This is a genomic window from Cytobacillus sp. IB215316 (genome assembly GCF_033963865.1).
Taxonomy (GTDB): Bacteria; Bacillota; Bacilli; order Bacillales; family SM2101; genus Nanhaiella; species Nanhaiella sioensis.
The window spans coordinates 1-6,397 of record NZ_JAXBMC010000036.1 but is presented as its reverse complement, the minus strand read 5'-3'; the positions used below and the strand labels follow the sequence as shown (position 1 = coordinate 6,397).

Here is a 6,397-nt window from a genome sequence, read left to right as displayed (position 1 = left end):
ATCACATTTCACTATTAATTGGAAAGATATTGTCATACAACAAATAAACATATTGATTAATGAATCGAATAGTTCTAAGACTACATGACAATATTGTTCAACAATATGGCGCAAGAAGGTAATAAAGGTTATCTGGACTATGTTAAGGATAGTTAAGTAAACACAAGTGATATTATGGTTATTAAGTCGTTGATATAAATCAGGAGGCACAAATGGTTTATGAAGAGTTTATTGTACAATTAATTATGATAATTTCATTTGGAGTTGGAGCAATTTTAATTGCATTATTTCCAATATTAAAAAAAGAGAATAAATATTTTGCATGGTTTAGTATGGTTACTGGTATTGTAGTATGGTTACTTTTATTGAATTTAGTCAGAGTTGGAATCTATTAATAACGTATACATCCACATAAAAAGAGCCTTTTGATCAATCTTTATCAAAATGGGTTCTTTTTGTTATTTGGATATTAGTGAGTTGATTAGTTCCAGTTCTTCAGAAATGAAAAATTGGAACTTTTGCTATTTTACATAATCAGAAATATACTTTACGGTATATCGTAGCTTAGCTCCCTCATAGACTTCTACACATTTTAGTCACGTTATATATGATAGTCCAACCTTCTATAGATAATATCCATACATATAAAGTAAAAACAATTATAGAAGGTGAAAATAATAATGAAAGAAAAAGACTGTAAATGTAGAGTAGTGCCACCATCACCACAAGGACCTCAGGGACCGCCAGGGAAACAGGGGCCACAAGGGCCTCCAGGACCACCAGCGAACGTGTTAGGGGTATGCCAAATTGAAGGAGTGCAACGGGAAGTTGCATCACAAGGTCAAGATGTTACATTTGGTGCAACGGGACCCTGTATGAATTTATCAACTGCAGATAACAATAATGCTATCCAGCTTTCTGATGTTGCCATATATGAAATCTCATTTGAGTCAAACTGTGATGTTGACGTAAGTGATGAAATTTCTTTTCGATTTAATTCGAGTTTTGCAGGCACCATTGGATCCGACATTATTCTAGATCCTTCTCCTGCTACGTGTGAGGTATTTCCAGTTTCGAAATCTTTCCTTTATCAAAGTAGTCAAATGAATGAATTGATTTCTGTCTCAACTCCTACTGTAGGTGGCACCCCTGTATACTCTGGACATCTTTTACATGTAATAAGACTAACTTGATATGTCAATCACTAAAGAAATTGAATTTATTGGCATGCAAAACAAAAGGCTGTTATCTAGTCTTTTGTTTGCATGCTAATGTATAACCTATTCAATTTTAGTTTACATAATGTGAGCTATAGGAACCTTTGTATTTACAAAATCATTGATATAACAATATTTTTACAAAGTGAATTTTAAAGAATACACATGATTTTATTAAACACAAGTTGAGTTCTGTTTACTAAATAATCATCCGATAATGTTATTCAACAATATGGCGCAAGAAGCTAGTAAAGGCTATATGGAATACGTTAAGGATAGTTTTCTATAGAGGAAACACAAGTGATATTGTATTTACTAGAGAACTAAATTAGATAAGGGGGAACTACTATGCTAGAACACGAAAGTTATTCATTTAGGCGTTTATTTTTAAATCGAAATATTGAGTTCTTTTTTATTCTAGGAGTAAATGACTCAGATGAATTTGATGAATATTGGGACGGAAGAATTACAGAAGTAATAGGTTATGCTGTGATTTACATTGATTTTGAAACAAATAAGCAAAAGAATTTCATATATTTAATTGATAAGGATAATAGAAAATATGATAATGCAATTAAATATACAAAGCAATTCATCGCACAAATGACTTTATGTGAAGGACTTTCCATATCCGAAGGATTTTCCGCTAGGGAAAACTTTAAAATTATAAGAACAGAAATAAATGGTAAATTGGTGTCAAAACCGTATAAAGACTTTATAAAGACCATTGTGAAAAATGAAATTCCTGAGTTTGTTTTGGAGTAGAGTCCCAGAAATGCAGATTTCACCGTTAAGCAGTAATTCGAAGTAAAAAACTTATTGTTTTGTAGAATTGTTATTCAACAAAATGCTGCTTTGCGAAGAATAGTGGACTCAATGATTAGTGAGTCGGTTAGTTCCAGTTCTTCAGTAATGAATAATTGGACCTGTTTTTATTTTACATAATCAGGATACTTTGCGGTATATGGTAGCTGAGCTCCCTTTTCCATGTGTAAGAAACATCTCTCTTATTAGTGCGCCGATTCCTATTGATAACGGGAGTACTACAAAAAGAATATTTATTATCCTTACAAATGAAAGTGTTGTAAAAATAGCTACAATACTGTTGATAATAATGATAACCCCGAACAAGCAAGGGATTTATTCAATTAATAAGGGCTTCAGCACATTTTAATCACGTTATATTTGTTAGTCCAACCTTCTATTGAAAATAACCATAATATAAAGTAAAACAATTATAGAAGGTGAGTTTTACTAATGAAAGATAAAGATTGTAAATGTAGAGTTGTTCCACCACCACCACAAGGACCACCAGGAAAACCTGGAGCGCAAGGACCACCAGGACCACCAGGACCACCAGGACCACCAGGGATAACTAGATTAGTTGATACTGTTAAGCAGTGTACTAGTGTTAATGTGAATCAATTCCCTACAACTTTTGATGTGATGATAACAAGTGTTATAGGTGCTCCGCAATTTCAATTTTTCAATTTCTCTGTAATTCAATTAGATGGTGGGAATTATACTTTCTTATCTGATAATGGAGGCCCTAGAGTTGCAGCCGTGGGGGACATCATGAACTATAGTGTTCCTGGAGTAATAGGTGGATTTGCTATAGCTAGGAATCCCATAGCTGGAGACATTATCATTAATCAAACTGATAACGATGACAACTATCAACTATCATTTTCGACACAGGTAATGTTACAACCTGGAGAGTCGGTTGAATTTGTAATTAGACAAAATGGTCTTTTAATTCTTGAATCAGAAATTCAGGTAACTATTTAAATAAGAATTTGTATAACATAGAGCTGAAATCTTATTAAATTTGCATGGTTTTGTTCAATTCCTTTATTTCAACGAATTAATTGATAAGTTAAATGATTGCCTTAATTTTTTTTGAACAGTTATGATGAAAATTGAGTATTATTTAACACATGTTGAGTTGTGTTTACTAATTATCAATCGTTGATGTTATTCAACAAAATGGCGCAAATCAGAAATAATGATATGCGTCTATTTCTTTTAAGGGCTATATTGTGGAATAACCAGATTTTTTGATTAATAAGATTGTAGAGCCCATGTTCTAGGGCTCTTTCCTATAAATTATAGTAATTTTATTTAACTGAACTTGAATAAGTGTGCCAAAAAGTAAAACTTTAATTAGTTTTGATTTACATTAAGGAATTGATATTATTTCAAGGTTATTAGATTCTGGTTTCCCTACAAAAAGTAAGCCATTTATAATATAGACTGAATTTATTGGTTCAGTAGTTAACTTAGTTTTATCTTTACCATTTTTATCCGAAGAATATATATTAAAAATTTCCTGACTATTATTGTTCTTGAAATATTCAAGGAATATTATTTTGTCTTCAAATAAAAAGTAATGTGCTGGTTTATCAAGTATTTTTTGGAGATCAGATCCATCCCTTTTAATTCTATAAATATGTTCATCATCACTTTGAAAATATAGGTAATCTTCATCACTTAGTACTCCAGTAGCAAAAATATTATCTCTAAGTAATTTTTGATCGTTACCATCAGTGTCTATACTATAGATACCGAAAGAATTATCATTATGTTTTTTAATGAAATAGATAGTATTATTTTCTACATAAAAACTGTGAACCGATTCTACAATTATTTCTTTTTTATTACCTTCTAAATCTGTTTTAATGATTTTTGCTGTATCATATACGTCAGAGATATAAAAAATACTTTCATCTTGTACGTACAATTCATACATGCTTTCGTCAATTATTTTTTTTAATCCAGATCCATCTTTTTTTACTTTATATCCTGTGTAGTTATCTGTCATGTTAATAAAATATACGTATTCATCGTCAGCATTTATCCAATAAGCAGTGTCTTTAGTTAAATTGACAGATTCATCTTCATTGTATAAAGTAAGCCCCCCATACCCTTCGTAAAATGAGTCATTATCTGAAAAAACAAAACCTCCCATCCAGAAATTACTCCATTTATGAGTATGGTCAGTCGAAATATCTTGGGTATCTTCATTACTTTCTTCATTTTCTTCCCTAATTTCATCTTCTAACTCTGGAGTTTCCATGGTTAAAATTCTAGTCATAAAAACTGAAAATTGAGCTCTGGTCACTAAACCATCAGGGTTAAATGTTGTATCAGTTACACCAGTTGTAATTTTATTAGCAGCTAAACCTTGTACATAGTCATATGCCCAATGAGTTGAAGGTACATCTTGGAAATCAAATTCACTGTTCCCTTCTAATTGATATGCTACTGACAAAATTGAAGCCATTTCTGCTCGTGTGACTTTTTTATATGGATCAAAAGTATTACCTTTAACTACATCATCAAATAATCCATGTTTTGTGACTGCTGATATTACGTTTTTGTGTTCAAGAGGTACATCATTATATGAATGCGTTTCTCCATTAGAATCATAATTTTTATCCCTATTAATCATTAAAGCAATTTGAATACGTGTTAAATTATCATCTGGCCCAAAGAGACCATTAGCATATCCATTTATAATTCCTTTATCAGCTAAGAATTCAATTTCTTTCTTTGCCCAATGGTTTTCCCCTACGTCAGGGAACTTATTTTCTGCATTTACATTAACTACTGGAAACAAGTTTACTATTAATAACACGCTTGTAAACAATTTTAAAATCTGTTTTTTCAATTTTCTCGACCTTTCTATTAATTGGATTTAATTAATCGAACAAACATTTGATTTGTCCAAAGAATAGTTTACCATGAAAACTAAAAGATGGTAATTATTTTCTACATTTTCATTTAATAGCAGATGGAAGTCTTAACCCTGATAGAAGGTAAAGTGTAAGAAACACTGATATAATAAGGGTAGGTATTTGATAAAAGCGATAAAAAATATTGGTTTTTGAATTGAAGGAATTTTCATGATTTTAAAATGGGGTGTTCAAATAGTGTGTGTTATGACATGGGAAGAAGCAAAGATGTTTTGTGATCAATTAAATGAAGCAGAAAAAGGTAGACTTGAAGATGAATCTTTCAGACTTTTTAATATTTTTAATCCCCCTGTTATTAATCATTTTCCTGAATTGTGTGGGGTATGTGGGTGGTCTCCACACTATAAAAATGAAAATAAATATGTAAGATGCTATTTTTGTAATTAATTTAGAAAATTGATTAAATAGTGGTTATTCCACAATATGGCGCAAGAATATAATTATCAAATTAATTGGAAAAGAAAAATAGAGTTCAACTGCTAGTGTGAAATATAATTGTCTAAATATCGGGAGTGAAATGTATTGAAATATACTTGTCCATGCTGCGGCTACATAACCTTAGATGAAGAACCGCCTGGAACATATGAGATTTGCAATATTTGTTTTTGGGAAGATGACCTTGTTCAATTTAATGATCCTGATTATGAAGGTGGAGCAAATATACCTTCACTAAGACAAGCACAGAGAAATTATTTAAAATTTGGGGCTTGTGATGAACTATCTATAAATTCTGTAAGGGAACCTTTGATAGATGAAATCAAGGATTTCAATTGGAAAATATTATCTCAAATTAAGTAATGAAATTCATTAAATAAAGAATTATTATATCTTCCGCAATATGGCGCATATCTGAAATATAGATATGTGCCATTATTCATTTTAGGGGTTTAGTCCCGAAAATGCAGATTTACAACGTTAAGCAGTTATTCAAAATAAAAAAACTACATTTAACAACGATAAGGATTTTGATACAAGTTGTATGAGACAGTGAAAGGCCCTATTTTACGCCATAAATAACGTATTTATGACAACGTTTGTAACCATAACGTTGTCATTGTCAAATTCCTGACCCTACCCCTTTTATATATTTTTATCAGGTGTGAATACTTTTCGAATATCTTCTTTTTTGACTAGTGCTTGAAAAATATTTGTTGTAAGATGATCCATAGGTTTTAAATCAAATAAGAGTAGTTATTAATTGTGGGTTGTGATCAGCAATCTTGAATAAGGGAATCATGGAAGAGAAGATATAATATCGGGGAAGAAGGTGGTTACTTAGTGGATATAAGAGAATATGAATCTAATGATTTAGAACAATTCATAAGTTTGATGGCTGATTGGGGACATCCTAGTTTATTGGAAGATATGAAAGTAAGAATGGAACGTGTCGACTCTAATCCGAATTGCTACACCTTTGTTGCAGAA

At 31.2% G+C, this 6,397-nt stretch carries 7 protein-coding genes; 6 read left to right on the top strand and 1 reads right to left on the bottom strand.

Going from position 1 to position 6,397, the window contains the following annotated elements; genetic code table 11:
- The first annotated feature begins 212 nt into the window (after nucleotides 1-212).
- From SLH48_RS22005 to SLH48_RS21990, 4 genes are all read left to right on the top strand, one after another.
- Complete coding sequence (locus SLH48_RS22005; protein ID WP_320259877.1) at nucleotides 213-395, top strand: hypothetical protein; 183 nt, start codon at nucleotides 213-215, stop codon at nucleotides 393-395.
- 285 nt (nucleotides 396-680) lie between these two features.
- Nucleotides 681-1,193 carry a hypothetical protein gene (locus SLH48_RS22000; RefSeq protein ID WP_320259876.1) on the top strand — a complete coding sequence of 171 codons (513 nt, stop codon included), beginning with the start codon at nucleotides 681-683 and terminating at the stop codon, nucleotides 1,191-1,193.
- Between the two features lie 372 nt (nucleotides 1,194-1,565).
- Nucleotides 1,566-1,982: a hypothetical protein gene (locus SLH48_RS21995; protein ID WP_320259875.1), complete on the top strand. Its 417-nt coding sequence runs from the start codon at nucleotides 1,566-1,568 to the stop codon at nucleotides 1,980-1,982.
- A 492-nt stretch (nucleotides 1,983-2,474) separates the two neighbouring features.
- A complete protein-coding gene (locus SLH48_RS21990) occupies nucleotides 2,475-3,005 on the top strand; it encodes a hypothetical protein (RefSeq protein WP_320259874.1) in 531 nt (176 codons plus the stop codon).
- 391 nt (nucleotides 3,006-3,396) lie between these two features.
- Here the strand turns inward: SLH48_RS21990 and SLH48_RS21985 are convergent, their stop codons facing one another.
- A complete protein-coding gene (locus SLH48_RS21985; protein ID WP_320259873.1) occupies nucleotides 3,397-4,887 on the bottom strand; it encodes an S-layer homology domain-containing protein in 1,491 nt (496 codons plus the stop codon).
- Between the two features lie 235 nt (nucleotides 4,888-5,122).
- Between SLH48_RS21985 and SLH48_RS21980 the strand changes: the two genes are divergently transcribed.
- The gene (locus SLH48_RS21980; RefSeq protein WP_320259872.1) at nucleotides 5,123-5,359 is read left to right on the top strand and encodes a hypothetical protein; all 237 of its coding nucleotides are present in this window, start codon (nucleotides 5,123-5,125) and stop codon (nucleotides 5,357-5,359) included.
- A gap of 135 nt (nucleotides 5,360-5,494) precedes the next feature.
- Complete coding sequence (locus tag SLH48_RS21975) at nucleotides 5,495-5,770, top strand: CPCC family cysteine-rich protein (protein WP_320259871.1); 276 nt, start codon at nucleotides 5,495-5,497, stop codon at nucleotides 5,768-5,770.
- Nucleotides 5,771-6,397: the final 627 nt, after the last annotated feature.